Genomic DNA, 24,648 nt, shown 5'->3' on the forward strand with positions numbered 1-24,648 from the left:
AATTCTCTACAAATATATGAGTGCCTCATGAAAAAAGTCCACGCAAACGAAACGACCCTTCTTGATATTGTGCCGCTTGCAACTGCTGAAAAAGATCTTAGCGATAACCCTGCATATACGCGCCGTTTTCATGTGATGGCAAAGCCTGGCGGCTCAAAATGTAACATTGATTGTCAATATTGTTTTTACCTGCACAAAGAAAACCTCTTACACCAGCCAAAGCAGCCGAAAATGGATGATGAAACGCTGGAAAACTTCATTAAGAGCTATATTGAGAATCAAGACGGTGAAGAAATCACCTTCTCATGGCAAGGCGGCGAACCGACGTTACTTGGCCTTGACTATTTCAAAAAGATTGTCGAGCTTGAGAAAAAACACCAACCTGCAAATGTAAAAATCAATAATGACTTGCAAACCAACGGCATCCTTTTAAATGACGAATGGTGCGAGTTCTTAAAAGAAAACAATTTCTTAGTTGGTCTATCGATCGACGGTCCGGCGCATCTGCATGATAAATATCGCGTCACCCGTAGTGGCAAACCAACCCACCACCTTGTAATGGCTGCAGCTGAGCGTCTTAAAAAATACGGCGTCAGCTTTAACGCTCTCGCTGTAATTAACCGCTATAACGCGAAATATCCACTTGAAGTTTATCGCTTTTTAACCCAAGAGTTAGGCGCAACGTATATCCAGTTCACCCCATGTGTGGAGCCTTCTGAGTTTAAAACCACAGCGCCACAATTTTGGAATGACAGCATGTTGCCAAAACGTGGCGAGGACTTAGCTAAACCTGGCCACCCTATGTCTGTGGTAACCGATTGGTCGGTTGACCCTGATGAATGGGGTGACTTCCTAATTGCTGTGTTTGAAGAGTGGATTAACAACGACTTAGGCCGCGTCTTGGTCAACTTATTTGAAACAGCTGTTGCCCAAACTATGGGTTACCCATCACAGCTTTGCGTGACCGCTGAGTTTTGTGGCAAGGGCCTTGCGATGGAACATGATGGCGAAATTTACTCGTGCGATCACTATGTTTACCCTGAATATAAACTGGGCAACATCAACAAAGACAAGCTCAATCACTTAGTTTTCTCGACCCGTCAAGAAGCCTTTGGGATGTCAAAACGTGACAGCTTGCCAGAGCATTGCCTAAAATGTGATCACTTAAAACTTTGCTGGGGCGAGTGTCCGAAAAACCGTTTGATCCGCACCCCAGATGGTGAAGTTGGCCTCAACTATTTATGTGTTGGCCTGCATAAGTTTTATACCTATGCCTCGCCAATTTTAGTCGGCCTTGCGACCTTGCTTAAACGCCAAGGTAATTAAGCAAGGATAGACTTAAATAAAGCAAAGAGCCCTGCGCCTTTGCTTTTTTTTGATTCATTTTTGCATTGTAATATTTCTGAAATAAAACTTTCATAGTTATCAATCAAACATAAAATAGCAGCAGATTAAATTAGCGCTTAATGATTATGGTTGAAATAACCCAGAAATCCCTTGAATTAAAGAGCTAATCTCTTAATATTAAAATACTTATTGCTCCCATGAGAGGAAATCACATTGAACCAGACGCAAGAAACCATCAACCAACTGCTTACTATCATTGATCAATCTGTTGTGGGCCAATCTCATGTGGCTAAATCGATTGTGATTGGCCTTCTCACCAATGGTCACGTTCTCCTTGAAGGCTTACCTGGCACTGCAAAAACCCGTTCAGTCAAAGCCCTTGCCAATGCAATGCAAACCAGCTTTGGACGTGTTCAGTTCACTCCTGATTTGCTTCCATCTGATATTACCGGCACCGAAGTTTACCAAGAAGTCGATGGCAAGCCGCTGCTTACTTTCCAAGGTGGCCCAATTTTCAACAATATTCTACTAGCTGATGAAATCAACCGTGCACCAGCTAAAGTGCAGGCAGCCCTGCTTGAAGCTATGGCTGAAGGCACAGTCACAGTCGGCGACTCTAGCCGTGAACTGCCTGTTCCATTTATGGTCCTTGCGACTCAAAACCCGATTGAGCAAGAAGGGACTTACCCGCTGCCAGAAGCGCAAGTTGACCGCTTCATGCTCAAAGTAATTGTGGATTACCCAACCGATGAGGCTGAGCTCGATATCATCCGCTTAGTGCGCTCAGAAGAAAACACGGAAGAGATGAAAGCGAAACAAGACAGCATCGAGAAAATCGATCCAAGTGTGGTGCTGCAAGCGCGTCGTGAAATCACCCAGATTCATGTCTCTGAAGTAGTTGAGCAATATATCGTTGCACTCGTGATGGCAACCCGTCACCCTGAGCGTTACCCTGATTCAGATCTTGCTAATTGGATTGAAGTTGGCTCAAGCCCACGTGCGTCAATTGCGATTGATAAATGTGCCCGCGCCAATGCTTGGCTTTCTGGCCGTGATCATGTGAAACCTGATGATGTGCGTGAAATTGCAATGTCTGTGCTCGGTCACCGTTTAAACTTAAGCTATAACGCCCTTGCCAATGGTGTAACCCACCAAGATGTGGTGAATCAATTACTTGATCACGTTGTGATCGGCTAAGCCCTTCTTGGTTCACCCTGTTAAGTGAGGCAGATATGGCTCAATCAAAATCAAATCAAGACACACGCGTGCATTGTCAGTATGAGCAACTTGTTAGCTTAAAAACTAAAGCCAACAAACAAGGCTTACCTAGCCTCAAAGCACAAAGTTTGCTATCCGGTCGCCATGCATCGCGTTTTCGTGGTCGCGGCTTAAACTTTGAGGAGCTGCGCCACTACCAACAAGGCGATGATATTCGCAACCTTGACTGGAAAGTGACTATGCGTACTGGCAAGCCGCATGTGCGCGCTTACACCGAAGAAAAAGATCACAATGTGCTTTTGTGCGTCGATCAACGCTGCAATATGTTTTTCGCCTCACAAGACACGATGAAATCTGTGGTTGCCGCTGAGCTTGCAGCGTTAATCGGGTGGACAGTGCTCAAACAAGGAGATCGCGTTGGTTTTGCCCTTTTCAATAATACTGAGTTTATCCACACCAAAGCCAAACGCTCACAGGGCGATCTTTTGGTGAATTTACAAAAGCTGGCGCATCTAAACCAAGCCTTATCTAGCGATATATCGCCCAACACGACTCAAGATCTGGATAATTTGCTTGATAAAATCATGGCGACACGACCTAAAAATGCCATGATTATCTTAATTAGTGATTTCTTTTTATTAGATGATGACGGGATTGAAAAAATCAAATACCTACAGCAACACAATAATGTGCTTTCGGTAATGATTAGCGACCCACTTGAAAAATCATTTGATATGGAAGCCGGCGAGCAATGGGTGATAAGCGATGGCATGTATCAATTTAATGTCGATAGCAGCTCGAACATGACAGAAGTCAACCAAGAGCTGAGTGCGCGCTTTTTAGCCAAGCAAGATAAGCTGATTTCACTGATGCACGCCAACCATTTGCCTTTGATTGAGGTGTCAACCGATGGTCAGCATATTCAAGCCCTTGAACGCGCATTAGGAGGCAGAAAATGACCCATTCACTTCCAAGCTCTCCCAATTCATATATCCTCAAAGATATGATTGATGTGGCGATCCCTGATTCAATTTCATGGTGGCCGCAAACCATAGGCTGGAAAATTATTGCGCTGCTGATCTTAGCTTTTGCCGCTTGGACTGGGTATAAAAAAGTCAAACGCTACCTTGCCAATCGCTATCGCCGCGAAGCCTTGCTCGCTCTTGAAGCGATTAAAGATTTACCCGATGCGCAAAAATCACGTGATTTATCTTTTATCACCAATCAAGTGGCGGCCTTTATCTACCCGCAAAGCGCCAAAATGACAGGCTCGACAATGCTTGCTTGTCTGGACGCTCTTTTGCCAAAATCAGCACGCTCTGAGATAAACTTTGATTCAGCGCTTGGTCAAACCTGGCAAGATGATTTGTATCTGCCGGAAGATCAAACCAAATTAACCGCGCAAGATATTCAAAAGCTTGAGCACATGGTTGAGGCTTGGATAAATTTACATATTGAATTTGATCAGCTCAGCAGCCACAAGCCGCTTCAAGCGTTTTCAACCCAACAGCACAGCGAGACCTTGCATGTTTAATTTAAATATCGAGCTTGCTCATCCTTGGTGGCTGATTATTCTTCCGCTGCCATTTATTATTTACTGGTTTATTCCTGCGTATCAAACTCGTCAAACCGCTTTAAAAGTACCATTTTTCCAACCACTTTTAGAAGCTTTAGGCGAAACCCCAACCGAAGGCGCAAGTATTTTACGCCCAACTTGGTGGCAACACTTGATGATCAGCTTCTCTTGGCTGTGCATTGTCTTTGCCCTCACTCAGCCAACCCTTTTAGGCGCGCCGCAAACCCGCGAAGCCTCTGGGCGTGATTTAATGATCATGGTGGATTTATCTGGCTCAATGAATGCGCAAGATTTTACCACCCAAGATGGCAAAAAAATCGATCGCTTAACTGCTGTTAAACAGGTATTAAGTGAGTTTATCGCGCAACGTGAAGGCGATAGATTTGGACTGATTCTATTTGGTGATTCTGCCTTTGTGCAAGCGCCCTTTACGGCTGATCATAAAGCATGGCTTGAGCTATTAGATGAAGCTCAAACTGGCATGGCAGGTCAAAGTACTCACCTTGGTGATGCGATTGGCCTTGGGGTGAAAACCCTCGAAGACAACAGCATCGACACACCAGATAAGCAAAAACTTGCGATTGTACTCACCGATGGTAATGATACTGACAGTTATGTTGCGCCAGTGGATGCCGCCAAAGTCGCACAAGCTAAAGGCGTCAAAATTCATATTATTGCAATGGGCGATCCTGCGACCCAAGGCGAAGAAGCTATGGATATGAACATCATTAATGATATTGCCAAGCAAACTGGCGGTAAGGCATTCCAAGCACTGGATAGAGATGCCCTAGAAGCCGCGTATCAAACCATCAATGAGCTTGAGCCTAGCCTGTATCAAAGCACGACCTACCGCCCTAAGATTTCGCTGCATTACTATTTGATGGCTCTGCTGGTCTTCGTGCATTTATTGGTGTACAGCTTTGCAAGCCGTAATATGTTTAAAAACAAAGCTCGAGAAGGAAACCAAAATGACTGATTTTTCTACTTTTTTGGCAACCTTAGGACAGTTTCACTTTATCCGCCCGTGGTGGTTGTTAATGCTGCTGCCGTTTGCACTACTTTTTTATCGTCGCTGGAAGTTTGATGATAATGGTCTGAAATGGCAAAAACGCTTGCCTGAGCATTTGCGCCGCGCCTTAACTGTTGGTGAAAGTGGTTTGAAAAAACAATTGCCGCTGATTCTGCTCGCAACCATGACACTGCTTGTGATCATCATTTGTTCAGGCCCAACATGGAAAAAGGAAGCCTCACCTTTTGGTGAAGACAAAACGCCACTGATTATCGTGTTAGATAGCAGTGAAACCATGCTGCAAAAAGATTTGCCGCCAAGTCGCTTGGAGCGCAGCAAACAAAAAATTTCTGACTTGCTCTCAATGCGTGATGGCGGTAAAAACGCCTTGATCACCTATGCAGGCAGTGCCCACCTTGCGATGCCACTGACGCAAGATATTGAAGTCTTTAAACCTATGCTGGCAGCAATTAGCCCTGAGGTCTTTCCAGTGCAAGGAAAATCAGCGCAAGCCGCCTTGCCTTTGATTGAAAAGCAACTCACTGATCAAGAAATGCCAGCATCTATTTTGTGGATCACAGACAGCATGACGCCTGCGGATAACCAAGCGATTAGTGATTTTTTTGCTGAGCGTGACGATCAACTGCTCATTCTTGGCGCAGGCGATCTTAATCGCACCAGTGAGATCCCTTTTGATCTGGAATCACTCAAAGATCTTGCCAGTGATGCAAATGCAAGTTTGACCCAAATCAGTGTCGATCAAAGCGATTTGCAGTGGCTATTGTCCAAAATTGCCTTTCATGAGCAAGTTAATCCGAAAAATCAGCAGCCGTGGAAAGATATGGGTTATTACCTGCTCTACCCTGTGGTCTTGATTTATCTATTATGGTTCCGTCGCGGCTGGCTAGTGAAATGGTCTTTGGTTTTAGTCTTGGCGCAGTGGAGCTATTTACCCACGCCAGTTTATGCCAACCCTATCACTACGTCTAAATCTGACGCGGCATTAGCTGAAGAGGCAGCGGCGCAAAACGTTGAGCTCACGCTATGGGATAAAACCAAGCAAGCTTGGATGGATTTATGGCTCACGCCCGATCAGCAAGGCCAGTATTACTTTAACAATGAAGAATACGCCAAAGCTGCGCAGCACTTTGTTGATCCGCTCTGGCGCGGCGTCGCGTTATATTACGCCTCGGATTACAAAAATGCCCAGACAGTGTTTATGCTAAAGCAAGACAAGGTCATGCTATTTAATGCGTCCATGGCGCTTGCCCGTCAACGTGAATATGTCGCAGCGCGCGGCTTGTTACGTAAACTTGCCAAAGACTACCCAGATGATCAAGCGATAGCTAAAAACTTAGCCGAAATCGAGCGTATCATCCAAGAAGCGAATGACTTTAGTGCCAGCCAAACCGATGGTGAAAGTACCTCATTTGAATTGCCAGATGACCAGCCGCAAACCTCAGATGGCGCAGATGAAGAGGTCTCGCAAGAAAAAATGGAAGAAGAAAAGCTTACCGCGGATGATATCATTGGCGATCCGAGTCTTGCAGATAAATGGCTGGAGCGTGTGGAAGCGGATCCTAAACTCTTTATGCGCTCGAAATTTAGCATTCAATATCACCAATCTCAGGAGGCTAAATAATGCGATCAATTTTAATATTTATCCTAGGGTTATTTAGCCTTGCCAGTGTTCACGCTGCAGAGCCAATTGAGTTTAAACTTAAAACCGAGCTTGTGGTGCCACATGAAAGTGAGACGGCAGATAAAAATGCACCGCTTGCGATTGGTCAGCAAGCCCTCCTTGTGCTTGATTTGCAAACCACACGTTGGTTTAGCTCAGGCACTAAGCTTGCGCCAATTTCAGTGCCGAACCTTGTGATCAAACAAACCAACCTGCAAGCAGCAAACTATTCGCAAACCGAAGGCAGCAAAGTTTGGGCGCACCAGCGTTGGGATATTCCGGTTTACCCGCAAGCCTCTGGCAATTATGAAATTCCGCCGGTCGCCGTAGATGTACAAGTGACGACTGAAGATGGCCGCGTGATCAAAAAAACCTTAATGTCAGATGCTGTCAAATTTAGCGCAGCCCTTCCCGATGCGGCGCTGACCAAAGAGACACCTTGGGTGACAAGCGCTGATGTTCAAGTGGATCAAACTTGGTCACAATCTGCCGACTCTATTAAAGTTGGTGATGTGATCACCCGTAAAGTGACGATTAAAGCAGCCGATAGCATGGCAATTTTACTACCGGACATACTCAAAACGTCAAATACCGATCAGATCCGCGTCTATCCTGACCCAAGCCAGCTACAAGACACTTATAACCGTGGCGAATATTTTGCCTCGCGGGTCGAGTCAGAAACCTATTTGGTACAAGATGGCGGCACACTTCAATTGCCTGCGCTTGAGATCTTGGTCTGGGATCCAACCACCCAAAGCCTTGAGACTAAAACCCTTGAAGGCAAAAGCTTTGTTTTAAAACATACCTTTAAATCTTGGATGCGCGATTATTGGCCTTGGCTTGCGCTTGCCGCTAGTGGTGTCATTGGGCTCATTGTGCTTTGGCGTATGACTGTCCTGTACTTTAAAACCCACCCGAAACCGGATTGGTATCTGTTTTATAAGAGCTTAGTTGGACACAAATATAATCGTACGCGCGCTTTGATTTATCAAAAGTTGCGCCGTAAAACGGGTTTACTCAGCCTTGGGAAATATAGTGATGACGATGCTTGGCAGCAAAACTCAGACACAGTGCAGAGCCAAAAGCCAACCAAGCAAGCCTTAAAAGAAACATGGCAAGGTATTCAAGATACCCAAAGTCAAAAGGCATCTAAGTATCAAGCCTTACCGGCACTGCGTCGCTTAGAGAAATAAATCTTAACCAAGTTAAACAATGAAAAGTTTTGGTTAGAAGTATCAATTCTCTTTCGTTGTGCTACGACAAAGCTTGTGCTCATGGGTAGATAAGTGAATAATATAAGTTCGTGAAATGGAGATCTTATATGCGCTTACTACCCTTTGTTGTCTTATGTTTTAGCTTATTTACCCCCCCGCTTTGGGCATCTACTGCTGAGTCTAGCGTGCAAGATGCAGCAGCTAAGGTAGAAGCTGCCAATCAAAACCTCGAAACCGCCTTAAATGAAGTTAAAGATGAACCTTTGCCAGCGCAGATCCAAGCTTTAGCACAAGAAGTTCAGATGCTATTTGAAGATGCGAAGCGCCTGACTGGGGATAATCTAACCATAGTCCAAGTTGCTTGGTATGATAAAAATGGCAAGTTGCGCGAATATCTTGATTCAAAGATCAACGCCAAAATTTCTCCATCTTTAGCTGAAAAAATTAAGCCTTTGCTGGATAAACAGGTTGAATATATCGATTTGGCTTTGAAGAAATCGAAAAATGAAATCGAGAAAATGACGCAGCAAGTCGAAGAAGCAAGCAAAGAGCAGCGTCTGTTATTGCAAATTGGCTTAAATGAAGCGAAAGATTTCGAAGTCATTATGTATCAACAGCAATACCAAAACTATCAGTGGCAAGAAATTTTAGGTGCAGATTTAACTGTCCAGAAGAAAAAACTTGTTTCTGATTTAACCAATTTAGGTAAGTTTACTGCTGCTGCGCTGCACTTTTCACGCCTGCGCCAGCAAACGTTGCAAACTCAGATTGACTCCTTGCCAGCCGATCAAATCGCCCAATTTCAATTGGATTTAATTTATCGTCAGCGCAATATGGACTCAGCGTCCAAACGCTTAAAACGCATCATAGATATTTCTGATCCTATGGGCATTGATACGGTTGATCTTAAAAACCAACTCTTTGCCGCAACCGGTCAATTGACGCATGAATTATTAAACTGGCAAGTCTTTAAGCTCTCTGCGGCCGAATATTTACTTAAGGTTAAGCGCTGGGTAATTAATAACTTACCTACTGTTTTATTTAATATTTTAATATTTTGTAGCTTGATGTTGGTGGTGCGTTTTCTTGCCCGCACAATTCAAAAAGGCATTGGCAACATGGTGACCAACTCACACCTAAAAATGAGTCAATTAATGCAAAATTTTGTCACATCAATGTCGTCAAAGATTATTTATTGTGTCGGACTTTTATTTGCACTGGCACAAATTGGCTTAGACTTAACCCCTGTCCTTGCCGGTATGGGTGTTGCCGGTATCGTGATCGGTTTTGCGCTGCAAGATACTCTCTCCAACTTTGCATCTGGCATGATGCTGCTGATTTATCGCCCATTTGATGTAGGCGACTGGGTATTTGCCGGCGGTGTTGAGGGTAAGGTCAGCAAGGTCAGTCTTGTGAATACAACGATTCGTACCTTCTCTAACGAAGTATTGATTATCCCTAACTCCAAAATTTGGGGCGATGTGATCATCAACCGAACCTATGAACGCGTTCGCCGCGTCGATCTTTTATTTGGCGTCGCTTACTCTGATCCAATCGAGAAAGTTGAGCGTATCTTAAAAGAAGTCGTCGAAGCGGATGAGCGCGTCTTGCGTAGCCCCGAGTATATCATTGCGCTTGACACACTTGGTGATTCATCGGTGAACTTTATCGTCCGCCCTTGGGTGCGCACCGATGATTATATGGACGTGATGCGGGAAATGACGCGTGAGGTCAAGATGCGTTTTGACGCCGAAGGGATCAATATTCCATTCCCACAACAAGATGTTCACTTGCACCTTGCAGATGATTCCAAAGAACTAGTGATTAAGAATAAACAAAGCAGCGCTCAAGAAGCTGGTTAATCCTTTGGTAGATTTCAGCAGCATAATTGGGCGCGCAGATAGTACGCAAGAGGTTCGCTTCTTGGGTACTATCTTGCGTCTTTGCAAGCATTAAAGCATGGCGCTGATAACTTTCGCCGCAGAGTTCAAAATGGACACCTGAAAGTAAATAAGCACCTTTGCCAACCTCTCCTATCACCGCTGCATATTCACCTTCAGGATAGACAGCAATTGCATCAAACTGCGCCTTAGGTTGTGGCACAAAATGTGGCCCACCATGATAATAAATACCCTCTTGTACCCCACTCTTGTACCCTATTGACGCAATCGCTTTTGAACTTGCCAGGCCATTATAGTGCAGACCTTTCGGGCACTTCTCACTCGCCGTCAAATAAGCCAGTGAACCAAACGCAGTGCCGCTAAAAAAACCAAGCTCACGCTGCCCTTTGACTGTATAACCCTCTCCAACAAAATCAATTGCTTGCGCTGCATAATAAGCGCCCGCGCAAATACCAATATAGATATTTCCAGCCTCTATAAATTCACGGATGAGCTTGTTACCACGCCCATTTAATTGCTGACAATAAGGTAGATCAGCGCCACCTGGCATCACAAACAAACCTTGTCCTTGAAGCTCGCCTGCTAAAATTTGCGCGCTGGAAATACGCTTTATATGATATTCAAATTTAGTGCTTAATTTATTCGCAAAGCACTTTATCACTGAATCCACACTTAACTCACTTGCACCAATATCACTATAGATATAAATAAATTTTCTTGGCTTTACCATTTTCCTACAAACCTTGTATCAAATCTTTCATTTGCATAGCTTAATTTAGTAAACCTATAAAGACAACTTTAGTTGACAAGATTTTATTCTCGCCATAAGCTTAGGCTCTTTAATTTGATAGAAATAAGGAAAATTCATGTCAACACTCGCAAATAACACCTCATTATTAACCAGCGCTAAGCAGTGGTTCATTTCACAAAGCCACGCGAGCTTTATCAGCAAAGTTATTTTTGGCTCACTTATGATCGCGCTCTTTGCACAGATTTCTGTACCTATGTACCCTGTGCCAATCACAGGTCAAACCCTTGCGATAACAGTCGTTGGGCTTGCATTGGGGCGTAAAGCTGGCGTAAGCGCTATGTTGTTATATTTGTTTGAAGGTGCGATAGGTTTACCTGTTTTTGCAGGAGGCGCATCAGGATTAGCAACCTTTATGGGGCCGAGCGGTGGTTATTTATATGGTTTTGTTGCAGCGGTGGCAATATTGGGCTATTTCAGCGATAAAGGCGTATTGAATAACTATTTTAAAACAGCGCTAGTAGCCCTACTCGCGAGCGCTGCAATTTTTGTCTTTGGCCTTGCACAATTATATTTCTTTGTGCCAGCAGGCACTGTGTTGGAATACGGTCTGTATCCTTTCATTTTAGGTGGCATCATCAAAGCTGTGCTCGCAACTTTCTTAGTTGTGCCAACACATAAATTCTTCGCAAAGAAATAAGCTGAACCAGTTAAGTACTAAGCCATCAACTTGCTTAAGCAATAAAAAACCCCCGATAGGCGCAATATCCTATTGGGGGTTTCTCTATAAGCAAAACTAAATTATAAACTTGCAAGTGCCGCTTGTGCTTGCTTGGCAGAAGAAGAGTTTGGGTACTCATCAATCGCTTTTTGATAGTATTTCTTTGCCCCATCGACGCTATTGTTGCGTTTAGCGATATCACCTAACTTAACATACGCATCGGCGCGTTTGCTTGAGTTTGCATAAGTGATTACTTTGGCAAAGTTTTTCGCCGCAGATCTATCTTGGTTTTGCTGATAATACAGCTGGCCTAACCAATAGTAAGCATTTGGAAGATAGTCTGAGTTAGGGTATGTGGTGACAAAGCCTTCAAATGCAGCAGTCGCGCTTGGGTAATCTTTATCTTTTAAAATGAGACTGACAGCTGCGTCATAATCATCTTTTTCTGAGCCGCTACTTGCTGGCGCACTTGCAGCAGAACTAGATGTTGTCGAAGGTGTGCTGACATCAGCACTGCTTGAAGATACGCTGCTTGAGCGTAGGTTATCTAAATCAATTAGGAGCTGTCTTTGTCTATCGGTCAATTGCTTGATCTGATAGTTCGACTGCTCAACTTGACCACGTAGGCTTGAGATCTCGGCGGCTTGTGCATCAATTTGTTTTTGCATGCGAATTTGAACCTTAGTTGCATTATCAACTAGGCGTTCAATTTTAGCCAAGGTTTCCGGATCTGTTGCAGCTTGTGCAGTAAACACAGGGCTTACTGCACTCGCCAGTAACAACAACGTGGAAATACGTTTGTTACTTAACATGAAGTCTCCTTCATTAGTATACTAAAACAGCGCGACGGTTTTGTGAGTAAGCCGCTTCGCTTTGACCAAATTCAAGAGGTTTCTCTTCACCATAGCTCACGATAGAGATTTGGTTTGCTTGTACGCCAAGCGCTTGAATGTAGTTTGATACTGCTTGTGCACGACGCTCGCCAAGTGCGATGTTGTACTCAGGTGTACCGCGCTCATCTGCATGACCTTCAATAGTTACTTGTGTGCTTGGGTTTGCACTTAGGTATGCTGCGTGAGCTGCCAAAATATTTTCATAGTTTGGTGAAATCTCAGAGTTATCAAATTTAAAGAAAATAGTTGAGTTTTCACGTAGCTTTTGCATTGCAAGTTCTTGCTCGCTTAGGCCTGCGTTTGGATCAACTGGTGTTGTGATAGCGTTGTCATTTGTCATTGAATCTGAGTTTGCTGCTTCGTCAGTTGAGCTACATGCTGACATAACAAGCACAGGGACTGCAATCATAAGTCCTTTAAAAACTTGGTTCAATTTCATAGTGTATTTCCTTCTATATCAATGATTAATTCAAAAATGGCGACCAAGCAGGCGCACGAACTCGCCCGGATGTTGTTGGTAGTCGAGCCTTAAAGCGGCCATCAACCGATACCATAGACAACACATTTCGGCCTTGATAAATAGAACTATAAATCACCATATCACCGTTGGGTGCTAGGCTTGGAGATTCATCCAATTGGGTTGTTGTTAGAACTTGGACTGCTCCTGTTTCCAGATCTTGACGTGCAAGATTAAACCCATTGCTATTACGGTTGACCATGATCAATCCGTTGCCATCTGGGGTTACTTGTCCGCCTAAGTTCTGGCTTCCCTGCCAAGTCAATCTTGATGTTGACTGATCTGACAGATTTACTCGATAGATTTGTGGCGCGCCACCTCTATCGGAAGTAAATACCAATGCACGACCGTCTGGATACCAATAAGGTTCAGTGTTATTCGCACTGCCATGGGTCACTTGCGTTAACTGTTTACTTGCAAGATCTAAGACATACACTTGCAAACTACCAGATTTAGATAAAACCAAAGCCAGTTTACGGCCATCTGGTGAGAATTCTGGTGCACCGTTATGACGTGGGTATGAGGTTAAACGCTGGGTTTGACCACTTGCCACTGTCACCATAAAGATCTCAGCGCGTTTATTTTCAAAACTTACATATGCAATTTTAGATGCATCTTGTGACCATGCTGGCGACATTAGCGGCTGCTTTGAGCGAATAAGTGTACGCTCGTTATAGCCATCATAATCAGCTACGCGTAGTGAATACGGATAGTCACCTGATGATTGCACTATGTAGGCAATACGGGTTGAAAATGCGCCGCGATTGCCGGTTAATTTTTCATAAATTGCATCAGAAATACGGTGTGCATAAGCACGAAGTTGGCTTTCAGTAATTTGCGCACTCTTATTTAAAAGCACGCTATTTGCTGAAACTTTGTCAACAACTTGCGCCGCTTGCTGATTCAAACCTTCGCCGGTTACATCAACGCCAGATGCAACTTGACCAGAAGTGCTGACATCGGTTAATTGATAGCGCACTTCAAAGCCTGAGCCAGTTTGCACAATTGAACCTGTGACAACTGCATCAACACCTTTCGCACGCCATAAGCTTGGCGTTATTTCTGTTGCATTGTATGGTTTTTGCGGCAATTGACTGTCGTTTAACGGATTAAACTTTCCGCTAGTGCGTAAGTCTGCTGCCACAATTTTTGCAATATCTTGTGACAGTGGATTACCATCCCATTGAAACGGCACGACACCAATTGGACGCGCGGAGTCGATTCCGTCGGTGATCACAAGTTCAAGCGCTGCATGCGCCATCGCTGAGATATTGAGAAGGACTAAACAAAGCCCAAGTCGTATCATTTTAACCACAAAATATTCCTTATTATGCTTGTCCAAAATGCGCAAGAAGATCCGCGCATTTTAAATACCTAAGTATTAATATACATCTAAATCTAGTAACTAGATAGTAAGTATAACTAAAATTTCAATCACTTGGATAAAGATTTATCCACACTAATTATTTAGGCTCAACCGTCAAATTAATGTTCTTAAGCTCATTCGCAACCGCCTGATCTTTAGGCATTGGGAAGTTATCAATTAAGCCAACCGCGGTTTTTGTTGCACTACAGACTTGTGCATCACCACCTTGGATAGTTAATTTACTCACAATTGCACTAGAACCAGATTGCACCAAACGAATATTAACCCGACACGATTTACCTCTAAATGAATCATCGATTAGCAGCTTTTCTTGAATCATTTGTTTGTAAATCGCGGCATATCTATCGAGCTCAGTTGCATTCACTTTTTGCTTAGCCACAGACACTTGGTTGGTATCTGACGCTGCACCAGCAAAAATATCATCCAAGACTTCAGACTCTTTGGCCTTTTGTGCTTGTTGCTGAGCTTTTTTCGCAGCCGCTTCTTTTGCCGCTTTTTCTTTCGCTACACGCTCGGCTTCCGCTTTTTTAGCTGCTTCGGCTTGCGCTGCTTTTTCTTTTGCTACGCGTTCAGCGTCAGCTTTTTTGGCGGCTTCGGCTTTCGCAGCGGCCTCAGCTGCAGCTTTTTCTTTGGCTACACGCTCAGACTCAGCTTTTTTCGCAGCTTCTTCTTTCGCTGCGGCTTCTCTAGCGGCCTTTTCTTTCGCAGCCTCTTCTTTGGCTGCTTTTTCTTTCGCTAAGCGCTCAGCTTCGGCTTTTTTCTCGGCTTCGGCTTTTGCAGCTGCTTCTTTTTGCGCTATTTCTTGCTGACGTTTGTCTTCAAGTTGCTGCTGCTTTTGGGCAACTTCTTGCTCTTTTTGCTGACGCTGCTTTTCGAGTTCTTGCTGGCGCTTTTGCTCCTCAAGCTTAGATTGCTCGCGCTGTTTATCTACATTAAGTTGCTGGTTTTTTTGCGCCGTTTCTCTATTTTCACGGATAGATTTCGCCTGCTGCTCGATAAGTTTAGGGTCAATCACAACCGCCTCAACCATACGTCCAACAGTCTTTTTTTCCGGACTTTTGATTAAGCTTATCCAAATCCCCAGCACTATCACCAATATATGAATGATGACAGAAATAATTATTGCCGACTTATACTCTTTTAAGAACATTTAATTAGCTCGGATCATCTTCTTTAATGTCTGTTAGCAAACCAACTTTTTCAATGCCTGATTGGTTTAAACTATCCAGAACTAAAACAACATCTGCATACGGAGTATTCGCATCGCCTCCGACAGCAACCGGTGACTGAGGCGAGATTTGGCGCTCAGCTTTGACGCGAGTGATCACATCATCTAGCGAAAGGCCACGTACCATATCTTCATCATTAATGCTCAAGCCTAAATTACCATCTCTATCAATCTCAACAATAATAAAGCTCGCATCTGTATCACCTGCAATTTCAGAAGCAGGTTGCGCCGTTTGCGTTTTTGGTAATTCCACCTCAACCCCTTGGGTTACGAAAGGTGATGTCACCATAAAGATAATTAAAAGCACGAGCATGACGTCAATATAAGGCACGACATTTATCTCAGCCTTTAGATTGCGTTTACGTTTTACATATCCAGCCATGTATTAATCCTTATACTCGCTCATTACTTGGCGGTGTAAAATGCTGTGAAACTCCTCAGAAAACGTAGCATAAGTATGCTCAAGTTTTGCAACCTGATTGCTTAAACGGTTATACGCCATGACAGCTGGAATTGCTGCAAACAGACCCATTGCTGTTGCAATCAAGGCTTCTGCGATACCCGGTGCAACCATTGCAAGCGTGGCTTGTTTCACCTGACCTAGAGCAATAAATGCTGTCATGATCCCCCAAACGGTACCAAATAGGCCGATATATGGGCTGATTGAGCCAACTGTTGCTAAAAATGGTAATTGGTTTTCTAGCTCTTCCACTTCTCGTGACACACTGACACGCATTGAGCGGCCTGCGCCATCCATAATATATGCAGCTTTCGCGCCTGGCGTGCGACGCAAACGGCCAAACTCAGTAAAACCAGCATAGAAAATCTCTTCTGTCCCACATAGCTCATCTTTGCGTTGTTTCACTTCTTGATAGAGCTTTGCTAAATCAGTGCCGGACCAAAATTTATCTTCAAAAACGGCAGATTCTTGCGCAGCGGTTTTTAAAATTTTACTGCGCTTAATGATCACTGCCCAAGAAAGCACTGACATTCCTAATAAAATAAGCATCACAAGCTTCACTAATAAGCTTGCGTCCATAATTAGACCAATAATCGAGATTTCACCTGACACTTTGTAACTCCGAAGCAATAGTTGTTGGGATAGCCTGAGGTTTCATTTTTTGCATATTCACACAAGCGACTTTAACGTTTGCGCGGCATAAAACATCGCCCTCAAGATTGACTAATTCTTGTAAAAAATCAAGCGAAGCACGTTTTAGCTGTGCAACCTTGGTATGGACAACAAGTGCATCATCAAGTTTCGCTGCGCGGATAAAATCTATATCCATGTTCTTCACTACAAAACCTGTGTGCATTTCAAGCAGTTTACGCTGATCAACACCAATCGCACGTAAAAACTCTGTTCGCCCACGCTCAAAAAAGTTTAAATAATTGGCATGATATACCACGCCCTCTGCGTCTGTATCTTCATAATACACACGTATTGGCCATTGGAAGCCCTTTTCTGGGTCAAAAACTGAGTCTAAACTCATTTGTTGTCACCTTTTAATATTTGCATGAGTATATAACATCATATATCTCAGTATCATAACAAGTTTTTTTTATCATCAGGATAAATTCATTTAAAGTTAAGCGATTAGCGTGCTTTTTCTAGGCGTTTTTGACCAAAAGATGACGAACTGATTACATTTTCTGCATTGCAAGTAATAAAAAACGCCAACAACTTGCGTCATTAGCGTTTGAAATAGATTTCTTTATCACTTACACAAAATAGCGAAAGCTAAAGTAAATTAAGAGTAACCCACTTATATACGGGCTAAACAAAATTTGCCAGAGCCAAAAGATTGGCCGAAAGCCGACACTGAAAATTATTGCGCTGCATAAGCACCAAATAAAACTCAGGCCAATGGCGATATTAAAACCACCTATATGCGCTGCATAATCTTCTGGCTGCCACATAAACAAACCAATATGCATGATAGTCAAAATAAAAAATAGGGCCCTAACAAGAGCCCCATTGATTGGATCGTGCATATCGCTCAATTGCTGATTGATATGCTTTTTAGTCACGATCCTCGTCCATCATTTCACTGTGTTCAAGCCAAAGTGCATTGATAATACCGAATGCACAAGCAAGCAATACACCTAAAATCCAAGCAAAATACCACATGATTTTAGCTCCTTAATAAAGTGAAGACTTGTTATCTTCAATGAATTTATTATCCAAACGACCAAACATTTTGTAATAAGTCCAGATCGTATAACCTAAAATCACAGGAACCATGACGATTGCTACCGCAGTCATTAGGTTCAGTGTTAGCTCACTTGAAGTCGCATCCCACATGGTTAAGCTGTGGTTTGGATTTAAGCTTGAAGGCATTACAAATGGGAACATAGTAAAGCCAGCTGTTAAAATCACGCCTGCGTTAGTTAAGCTTGAGGCAATGAAAGCCAGTGCGCCTTTGCCTGCTTTGGCAAACACAACTGCAAGCAGTGGCATCACTACACCTAAGATAGGCGCTGCCCACATCAGTGGATATTTTTCAAAGTTTAGCATCCAAGCGCCCGCTTCACGTGCAACTTCTTTGCCAAGTGGGTTTGATGCCGCGTTGCCATCAATCACTGATTTAACAACATAGCCATCAATGTGTTGAATCCAAAAACCGGCAATCACGAATAATGCTGCGGTTGCAAGACCTGTGATCACAGATGTTTTGCGTGCACGCATTAATAAGTCACCTTTGGTTTTCATTTGTAGCCATGCACTACCTTGTAGGGTAATCATCGCCACACTGACTAAACCACATAGCAAGGCAAATGGGTTCAATAAGCCAAAGAATGAACCTTTGTACTGTGACATAAGCAGATCGTTAAGCTCAAATGGTACACCTTGAAGCAAGTTACCAAATGCCACACCAAAGATTAGCGGTGGTACGAAACCACTGATTGAGATACAAATATCCCAGTTGCTGCGCCATTTTGGTGATTCAATTTTTGAGCGGTAATCCAAACCAATTGGACGTAACCATAACGCCGCCAAGGTAATGATCATCGCAAAATAGAAACCAGAGAATGAGGTTGCATACACAAGTGGCCATGCTGCAAATAGCGCACCACCAGCGGTAATTAACCAAACTTGGTTACCATCCCAGTGCGGCGCAATGGTGTTGATCATCACGCGACGCTCTGTGTCTGTCTTACCTAGGATTGGCAGCATCGCGCCAACACCCATATCAAATCCATCTGTCACGGCAAAACCGATGAATAGCACACCGATTAGTACCCACCAGATAAATCGTAAAATTTCATATTCAAACATGAATTATCTCCTTGGCCTAGCTTTCAACTTGACGCGCAACTTTACTCTCAGCTGAGGTATCGTTTAGCTCAAAGTGGTAGCGGCCTGTTTTTAGGCTGCTTGGTCCTTTACGTGCAAATTTAACCATTAGGTATACTTCTGCAATCAAGAAACAAGTATACAGCGCTAAAATTGCAATGATAGAGGTAATAATTTCACCACGTGAAAGCGCAGAAGCTGCAACATTTACAGGTAGAATTTCACCTACAGCCCATGGCTGACGACCATATTCTGCAACAAACCAACCGGTTTCAACTGCAATCCAAGGAAGTGGAATACCAAACATCGCCGCTTTAAGAAGCAGTGGGTGCTTACCAATTTTCTGACGACACGTCATCACAAATGCTGTACCGAAGATAAGTAGCATAATTACGCCACATGCAACCATGATACGGAATGACCAGAATAGCGGCCATACTGTTGGGATGGAATCATCCACAGCTTGCATCACTTGCTCATCTGTCGCATCAGAAACTTTATCTGTGTAACGTTTTAGAAGTAGGCCATAACCTAGATCTTTCTTCACGTTATCAAATGCAGCAAGGTTTGAATCCGTACGCTCACCTGCGCGAAGTTTTTCAAGTAAATCATACGCAACCATACCGTTACGGATACGCTCTTCGTGCTCAATCTTAAGATCTTTTAGACCTGTTACTGGCGTGTCGATAGAACGTGTTGCAATGATACCCATTAAATAAGGGATTTTAACTGCGTATTTTGTTTCCATGTCGTCTTGACTTGGGAAACCAAAGGCAGTGAAAGCTGCTGGTGCTTCTTCTGTGTTCCACTCAGCTTCAATGGCAGCAAGTTTTACTTTTTGCACATCACCAAGCTCATAACCTGATTCATCACCAAGTAGTAATACAGATAGAATCGCGGCCATACCAAAAGATGCGGCAATCGCGAATGAACGACGCGCAAACGCAACGTCACGACCTTTCAATAGATAGTAAGAACTCACGCCCAAAATGAACATCGCACCTGTGGTGTAACCCGCAGCAACGGTGTGAACAAATTTCACCTGCGCAACTGGGTTTAGGATCACTTCTGAGAAGCTCACCATTTCCATACGCATGGTTTCAAAGTTGAAATCTGCGCCCACTGGGTTTTGCATCCAGCCATTAGCGATCAAGATCCAAAGTGCAGAGAAGTTTGAACCAATCGCAACCAGCCAAGTCACGACTAAGTGCTGACGTTTTGAGAGTCGGTCCCAACCAAAGAAGAAAAGACCAACCATGGTTGATTCTAAGAAGAATGCAACTAAGGCTTCAATCGCAAGCGGTGCACCAAAGATGTCACCTACATAGTGAGAATAGTAAGACCAGTTAGTACCAAACTGGAACTCCATGGTAAGGCCTGTCGCCACACCTAGAGCAAAGTTAATACCAAAAAGCTTACCCCAAAACTTCGTCATGTCCTTATAGATTTGCTTGCCTGTCATCACATAAACAGACTCCATAATCGCAAGCAAAAACGCCATACCTAGCGTTAAAGGTACAAATAAGAAGTGATACATCGCCGTCATTGCAAATTGCAGACGGGATAAATCAACCACATCAATCATGTTAACTCCTTTTGTGTCGCAGCTTGCAAGGTCAGGCAAGGCAGCGAATAGGATGAGTTCAATACATTTATCGCATTTAAATCAACACTCACTACAAATGTTAACAAGTTGTTGATTTAAAGTTGATTATTCATTAATCAGCAGCTATGATAGCTGGCTCAATATTACTGTTATTTCACACGTGTTTCAAAAGGTTTCTGGGAAATCTCGGCTCTTTTTCCAATATTCCGATCTTTTTGTCTATTTTTTGTATGGTATTAACACAAAAGTATTAATTTCATTGAACTAGATCACAAAAGTTTCAAGTAAATTCATTCCTCGCTAATTTTTATTCTCTTTAAATTGAAATAGATCAATACCCTATATTTTAGTTTAACTTTCATTTTTTGTAGTAAAGTTACGAAATATATCTAAATGTATGATTGTTTCTTGGTTGCATACCTTAGATTGGCTGGTTATCGCGAGCAAGGTGGGAACCAAGGCCTCAAAAATATGACATTTTACTTACAAAAAAAAGCTTCCCACCCTTTCAAGTGAGAAGCTTGTCGTTTTGTTAACTATGTAAGCTTGGTATAGCGTTTGAGGAATTATTCTGCTGTTGCAGCTTCCACTGTAGCCGCTGGGCCAACTAGGTCTTCATTAATAAGAACTAGTTTATCCGCTGCTGCGCCATACTCTGCTGCATCACCTTTACCTAAGCGAACGGTGACATTTTGGCCTAAGATAGTACCTGCCAATGTTGCTTCAGCTGCAGTTTGTAGGTAGAGGTCATTTTCATCTTTACGAAGTTGCTGCACATTAGCAATTTCAGTAACTGCTTCTTCGCTTTGTACTGTTGCTGTTGTTGCATACAACTCATCTAACCAAGGGGTTGCACCGCCAGTTGTCACACCACACTCATCAACAATTGCGCTATCATTCGTGCTTGTAAATTCACTTGAAGTCACAACTAAGTTTTTAGTAATGCTTGTTGTTGGAAGTGCACCTAACACTGAATCGCAATATGCAGTTTCATCGCCTTCATCCTCAGTGAAGAAGTAGAAACCTTGACGCGTATCCACAATAGTATTATTGCTGATATTGGTTTCTTCTGTTCCTTTATAAGAGATGCGAATCGATGCTGAATTTGATGTTTTTGATGTCAACATTACTTTACTAATATAGTTATTCGTAACAGTATTACCCGCATTATGAATAAAGATACCTGTATCATATTTTGCGACTTCATCATTATCACCGTCAGAACTGCTATCTAGCTCACTACCAAAGAATAAGTTACTATCGATAGTATTACCTGTATCTAAGGTTGCTGACATATCACGCTTACCGAGGCGCACCCCACCAAAGGTTTTAAAGAAGGTGTTGCTTTGGACAGTATTATTCATACTACCAATGTTTATCACAGCGCCATCATTTGTGTTAGAAAGAGCAGGGAAATAAGCAAATAGGTTATGCTCTACATTTGCACCACAATCTTTACCTTTAAACTGATCACCAATCGCTAAGGCTTTCACCTTGCCAAGGTTATCAGTAGCGCCTCTTGGAATGGCATCTGAAGCAAAGTAGTTATTACGGATTTGAACTTTCTCATCCCCACTTCCCTTAACTCTAACACTGCCACAGTTTAGGGAGAAAATATTGGTTTTTTCAGCTGTAATGGATTTGTTCAAAAATTCATTATTATCAAGATGAACTAAACCACGAGAATAAATCCAACTATTACCTTCTTTTTCAACTTCAGTGAAGCCACTACCATCAAATGATAGACGGTCAAGGTAAACAGGTTTATCACCACTACCGACTTTACCAATATTGATGATTGCTTTTTCAGCATCAGCATTATCACTTGAGCATGTTTCAGTAACTTTAATATTTTCAAATTTGATATTTGATAAACGTACGTTACCTGTGCCATCTTTAATAATGTCATCACTTGCTGAAGGCACATAGAAACATGATGCACCACTTACAACAGCTTGGTTTTCACCTGGCGCACTCACATTACCTTTATCATCTACAGAAACTAAAGTCACAGGTTGGCTTAATGTGATAACACCTAAATCACTATAATCGCCATCCTTGCTTAATCCAATCACATAAGGCGTCACTTCAGCAACATCATCTGCAGCCGCTAATCCACGCGCTGCGCTCGCTGTGCCTAATGCATCAATTGCAGCTTGCAGATCTGCACCATTTGTAACTGTGTCATTGACTGTTGTTGGCATAGGTTGAGCTTGTGATGTAACATCCGTTGGTGCTGTTGGGTCCACAGGATCGGTTGGGTCTGTAGGGTCCGTCGGATCCACAGGATCTGTTGGATTACCACCGTCAGTACCACCATCGGTGCCCCCGTCTGTACCACCATCTGTGCCTCCGTCAGTGCCACCATCAGTGCCGCTATCAGTGCTATCGCCAGCAGCGAATGGGCCAACTAAGTTATCAGAAACAATTTCAAGCGTATCAATAGAAGCACCATATGCGGCTGCTTCACCCGTTCCTAAGCGAATAGAGACTGAATTACCTAAGATAGTGCCTGTAAGCGCTTCTGTTAGATAAACATCATCGTCATCTTGACCAACAGATGTGACGCCTTGCAATGGGGTTCTAGACTCTTTATCCTCTCCTAGAATGTTTGCTGTAGCATAGAAATCATCATTCCAATATCCGACAGCTGTAGGATCAGCAATGCAATCATTTTCATTAACAACTGCCACGTCACTTGTGCCACTAAAGGTGCTAGACGACACGATTAAGTTTTTGCTTAATGCACCATCATTTAGATAACAAGTTGCTCCCAATAATTCTGGTAATTCCTCAGCATCTTGCTCTGCGGATTGGAAATAAAGACCTTGGCGCGTATCTACTATTGTATTGTGGCTAATTTCTACACTTTCGCCCTTTTGAGTATCATACGTTGCGATACGGATAGAAGCTGTATTGGATGTACCTTTCGTCAGAATGATACTGTCTAGATAGTTATTAGTGATAACATTTCCACCTAAACTATGAACAGCAATCCCGCCATCATGTTTTTGATTATCGCCCTCTAATTCACTACCGAAGAATACATTATCGCTAACCGTGTTATTCGCGACCTCACCCACTTCAGTGTTGCTATCTAAACGTCCAATACGTAAGCCACCAAAGTTTTTGTAGAAGGTATTGCCTGTTACTGTATTACCATTACTTGCAACAACTAATGCCCCGCCATCGCTTGAGCTGGTACTAGATTGCAAGTAAGCAAATAAGTTTTCAGAAACCGTCGCATTACATTGATTGCTGTCGTAATCACCTAGCATAATGCCATTAACTTTAACATCTGATAAGTTAAAACCTTCTTCATATGTTTTAGAAGGGAGAGCTTGTGCGCCAAAGTAGTTTTGACGAATTTGAGAGCCAACGCCTTCAGCGTCACGTGATGCATCACTACTACAATTTGTTTCTATAATGGAAGTCTTGGTGATGATGTCGTCTTTACTTGCATAAGTTGCATAATCTTTAGTAATGAACTTGTTGTTATCCACATAAATCAAGCCGCGCGTATGGATCCAGTTTGAACCTTGCTGCTCAGTAAAACCTGCTCCATTGAAAGTCAAACGGTCAAGGTAAACACCATTACTGACTTTGCCAATGTTGATAATGGCTAAATCAGGATCATCTGCGTCATCGCTGCTGTCTTCTGCTACGCCTGTTGGACAATCAATAACGCTCACATCAGAGAAAGTCACATTCGCAATACGTACATGTTCTTCTGATTCTTCAATTGTGGTTGGAACATAAAAACATGACGCGCCTGTAATTTCAGCTTGATCTTTCCCAGATGCACTCACGGCGCCACTTGCATCAACTGACACTATGGTCACAGGTTTGGTTAATTTAACCACCCCAAGATTAGAGAAATCAGCGCCTGCTGTTAGACCGATGACATCCCCTGCCGCCGCATTATCAATGGCTTCTTGTAAGTCTGCGAAAGATAATGCCGAGCGCGTTGCTCCGCCCACGATAATATCAGCCGATTCTGGTAATGGTAGCGCCGCAGAATTCGTTTCGACCGGGTCTGTTGGGTCTGTGCCTGGCTCTGTTGGGTCTGTTGGATCCGTTCCAGGATTAGTTGGGTCTGTGCCTGGCTCTGTTGGGTCTGTCGGTGTTATCACATTATAGTCAGGTCCATCACTATCACTGCCACATCCCGTGAGCGGGATAGCTAATATTGCTGTCATAAGTAAAGCGATTTTTGTTTTCTTCATAATCCATCCTAGAAAATAATTAAATTTAAAAATAAAGCCACAGCTTATGGAGAGAAATAAACTGCAGCTTTATATTTA

Annotated in this window: 22 protein-coding genes; 9 read left to right on the plus strand and 13 right to left on the minus strand. The window is 43.1% G+C overall.

Annotated features, from left to right (window positions below):
• The first annotated feature begins 27 nt into the window (after nucleotides 1-27).
• From AC2VOY_RS01965 to AC2VOY_RS02000, 8 genes are all read left to right on the plus strand, one after another.
• A complete protein-coding gene (locus tag AC2VOY_RS01965; RefSeq protein WP_491831963.1) occupies nucleotides 28-1,326 on the plus strand; it encodes an anaerobic sulfatase maturase in 1,299 nt (432 codons plus the stop codon).
• Between the two features lie 234 nt (nucleotides 1,327-1,560).
• Nucleotides 1,561-2,544, plus strand: coding sequence for an AAA family ATPase (locus AC2VOY_RS01970; RefSeq protein ID WP_491831964.1), 984 nt, complete (start codon nucleotides 1,561-1,563; stop codon nucleotides 2,542-2,544).
• 35 nt (nucleotides 2,545-2,579) lie between these two features.
• A complete protein-coding gene (locus AC2VOY_RS01975) occupies nucleotides 2,580-3,524 on the plus strand; it encodes a DUF58 domain-containing protein (RefSeq protein WP_491831965.1) in 945 nt (314 codons plus the stop codon).
• Nucleotides 3,521-4,099 carry a DUF4381 domain-containing protein gene (locus tag AC2VOY_RS01980; protein ID WP_491831966.1) on the plus strand — a complete coding sequence of 193 codons (579 nt, stop codon included), beginning with the start codon at nucleotides 3,521-3,523 and terminating at the stop codon, nucleotides 4,097-4,099. Before AC2VOY_RS01975 ends, AC2VOY_RS01980 begins: the two co-directional genes overlap by 4 nt.
• A complete protein-coding gene (locus AC2VOY_RS01985; RefSeq protein ID WP_491831967.1) occupies nucleotides 4,092-5,117 on the plus strand; it encodes a vWA domain-containing protein in 1,026 nt (341 codons plus the stop codon). Before AC2VOY_RS01980 ends, AC2VOY_RS01985 begins: the two co-directional genes overlap by 8 nt.
• Nucleotides 5,110-6,792 (plus strand): VWA domain-containing protein, encoded by a 1,683-nt coding sequence (locus AC2VOY_RS01990; RefSeq protein WP_491831968.1) that lies wholly within the window; start codon nucleotides 5,110-5,112, stop codon nucleotides 6,790-6,792. Before AC2VOY_RS01985 ends, AC2VOY_RS01990 begins: the two co-directional genes overlap by 8 nt.
• Complete coding sequence (locus AC2VOY_RS01995; RefSeq protein ID WP_491831969.1) at nucleotides 6,792-8,024, plus strand: hypothetical protein; 1,233 nt, start codon at nucleotides 6,792-6,794, stop codon at nucleotides 8,022-8,024. The genes AC2VOY_RS01990 and AC2VOY_RS01995 overlap by 1 nt, the downstream gene beginning before the upstream one ends.
• A gap of 128 nt (nucleotides 8,025-8,152) precedes the next feature.
• Nucleotides 8,153-9,907: a mechanosensitive ion channel family protein gene (locus AC2VOY_RS02000; RefSeq protein ID WP_491831970.1), complete on the plus strand. Its 1,755-nt coding sequence runs from the start codon at nucleotides 8,153-8,155 to the stop codon at nucleotides 9,905-9,907.
• Here the strand turns inward: AC2VOY_RS02000 and AC2VOY_RS02005 are convergent.
• Nucleotides 9,870-10,676, minus strand: coding sequence for a BPL-N domain-containing protein (locus AC2VOY_RS02005; protein WP_491831971.1), 807 nt, complete (start codon nucleotides 10,674-10,676; stop codon nucleotides 9,870-9,872). The genes AC2VOY_RS02000 and AC2VOY_RS02005 overlap by 38 nt on opposite strands.
• 136 nt (nucleotides 10,677-10,812) lie before the next feature.
• On the opposite strand from AC2VOY_RS02005, the gene AC2VOY_RS02010 reads away from it, so the two are divergent.
• Nucleotides 10,813-11,394, plus strand: coding sequence for a biotin transporter BioY (locus AC2VOY_RS02010; protein ID WP_491831972.1), 582 nt, complete (start codon nucleotides 10,813-10,815; stop codon nucleotides 11,392-11,394).
• Nucleotides 11,395-11,495: 101 nt separating this feature from the next.
• Here AC2VOY_RS02010 and ybgF read toward each other — a convergent pair whose 3' ends face one another.
• The 12 genes from ybgF to AC2VOY_RS02070 all read right to left on the minus strand — a co-directional run bounded on the left by ybgF (nucleotide 11,496) and on the right by AC2VOY_RS02070 (nucleotide 24,570).
• Complete coding sequence (ybgF, locus tag AC2VOY_RS02015; RefSeq protein ID WP_491831973.1) at nucleotides 11,496-12,227, minus strand: tol-pal system protein YbgF; 732 nt, start codon at nucleotides 12,225-12,227, stop codon at nucleotides 11,496-11,498.
• Between the two features lie 13 nt (nucleotides 12,228-12,240).
• Complete coding sequence (gene pal, locus AC2VOY_RS02020; RefSeq protein ID WP_491831974.1) at nucleotides 12,241-12,747, minus strand: peptidoglycan-associated lipoprotein Pal; 507 nt, start codon at nucleotides 12,745-12,747, stop codon at nucleotides 12,241-12,243.
• Between the two features lie 25 nt (nucleotides 12,748-12,772).
• Nucleotides 12,773-14,140 carry a Tol-Pal system beta propeller repeat protein TolB gene (gene tolB, locus AC2VOY_RS02025; protein WP_491831975.1) on the minus strand — a complete coding sequence of 456 codons (1,368 nt, stop codon included), beginning with the start codon at nucleotides 14,138-14,140 and terminating at the stop codon, nucleotides 12,773-12,775.
• A gap of 148 nt (nucleotides 14,141-14,288) precedes the next feature.
• Nucleotides 14,289-15,362 (minus strand): cell envelope integrity protein TolA, encoded by a 1,074-nt coding sequence (gene tolA / locus AC2VOY_RS02030; RefSeq protein ID WP_491831976.1) that lies wholly within the window; start codon nucleotides 15,360-15,362, stop codon nucleotides 14,289-14,291.
• Nucleotides 15,363-15,366: 4 nt separating this feature from the next.
• A complete protein-coding gene (gene tolR / locus AC2VOY_RS02035) occupies nucleotides 15,367-15,822 on the minus strand; it encodes a protein TolR (RefSeq protein WP_491831977.1) in 456 nt (151 codons plus the stop codon).
• A gap of 3 nt (nucleotides 15,823-15,825) precedes the next feature.
• A complete protein-coding gene (gene tolQ / locus AC2VOY_RS02040; protein WP_491831978.1) occupies nucleotides 15,826-16,512 on the minus strand; it encodes a protein TolQ in 687 nt (228 codons plus the stop codon).
• Nucleotides 16,502-16,933, minus strand: a complete 432-nt coding sequence (ybgC, locus tag AC2VOY_RS02045; RefSeq protein WP_491831979.1) for a tol-pal system-associated acyl-CoA thioesterase — start codon at nucleotides 16,931-16,933, stop codon at nucleotides 16,502-16,504. The genes tolQ and ybgC overlap by 11 nt, the downstream gene beginning before the upstream one ends.
• Before the next feature lie 229 nt (nucleotides 16,934-17,162).
• Nucleotides 17,163-17,435, minus strand: a complete 273-nt coding sequence (locus AC2VOY_RS02050) for a cyd operon YbgE family protein (RefSeq protein WP_491832983.1) — start codon at nucleotides 17,433-17,435, stop codon at nucleotides 17,163-17,165.
• A 28-nt stretch (nucleotides 17,436-17,463) separates the two neighbouring features.
• On the minus strand, nucleotides 17,464-17,571 hold the full coding sequence (gene cydX, locus AC2VOY_RS02055; RefSeq protein WP_017024739.1) for a cytochrome bd-I oxidase subunit CydX: 108 nt from the start codon (nucleotides 17,569-17,571) through the stop codon (nucleotides 17,464-17,466).
• A 12-nt stretch (nucleotides 17,572-17,583) separates the two neighbouring features.
• Nucleotides 17,584-18,720: a cytochrome d ubiquinol oxidase subunit II gene (cydB, locus tag AC2VOY_RS02060; protein ID WP_491831980.1), complete on the minus strand. Its 1,137-nt coding sequence runs from the start codon at nucleotides 18,718-18,720 to the stop codon at nucleotides 17,584-17,586.
• Between the two features lie 16 nt (nucleotides 18,721-18,736).
• Nucleotides 18,737-20,323, minus strand: coding sequence for a cytochrome ubiquinol oxidase subunit I (cydA, locus tag AC2VOY_RS02065; RefSeq protein ID WP_491831981.1), 1,587 nt, complete (start codon nucleotides 20,321-20,323; stop codon nucleotides 18,737-18,739).
• A 587-nt stretch (nucleotides 20,324-20,910) separates the two neighbouring features.
• Nucleotides 20,911-24,570, minus strand: coding sequence for a polysaccharide lyase domain-containing protein (locus AC2VOY_RS02070; protein ID WP_491831982.1), 3,660 nt, complete (start codon nucleotides 24,568-24,570; stop codon nucleotides 20,911-20,913).
• Nucleotides 24,571-24,648: the final 78 nt, after the last annotated feature.

It is taken from the genome of Vibrio sp. KMM 9700, from assembly GCF_058545285.1.